This window comes from Seonamhaeicola marinus (assembly GCF_008085455.1).
The window spans coordinates 1-509 of record NZ_VSDQ01000012.1; the positions used below are offsets into that span (position 1 = coordinate 1).

At 29.7% G+C, this 509-nt stretch carries 2 protein-coding genes; both read right to left on the minus strand.

The genetic code is table 11. The annotated features are described in order from the left end of the window. The coding region (rplQ, locus tag FUA24_RS00105; protein ID WP_148539569.1) for a 50S ribosomal protein L17 at positions 1-238 on the minus strand (238 nt) is incomplete at its 3' end. A 75-nt stretch (positions 239-313) separates the two neighbouring features. Further along, positions 314-509 (minus strand): DNA-directed RNA polymerase subunit alpha C-terminal domain-containing protein (locus tag FUA24_RS00110; protein WP_317131905.1); only part of this gene is annotated, 196 nt, incomplete at its 5' end.

The following is a 509-nucleotide window of genomic DNA, read 5'->3' on the forward strand; positions in this document are numbered from 1 at the left end:
ACAATTCTGTAACAGCTTCTTTTTGTCTTAATTTAGCAAAAACAAGACGTCTGTTATGTGTTGTATCTTCTTTAGATTTTGTTACTAAAGGTTCAACAAATTGCTTTAAAGCTTTTGCTTTAGCAACAGTAGTATTAATACGTTTGTGCTCAATTAAAGAACAAGCCATATTAGCTAACATTGCTTTTCTGTGGGCAGTTTTTCTACCTAAGTGATTAATTTTTTTTCCGTGTCTCATGACATTTGTTTTATCATCTTGCTTCCAAACCACATTTCTGTGGGAGCAAAATATGATTAATAATTATGACTAAAATTAGTCTTTATCTAATTTATATTTGCTTAAATCCATTCCGAAATTCAAACCTTTAACATTCACTAGTTCTTCTAGCTCAGTTAATGATTTTTTACCAAAATTTCTAAACTTCATTAAGTCGTTTTTATTAAATGATACTAAGTCACCTAAAGTATCAACTTCAGCAGCTTTTAAACAGTTAAGTGCACGAACTGAT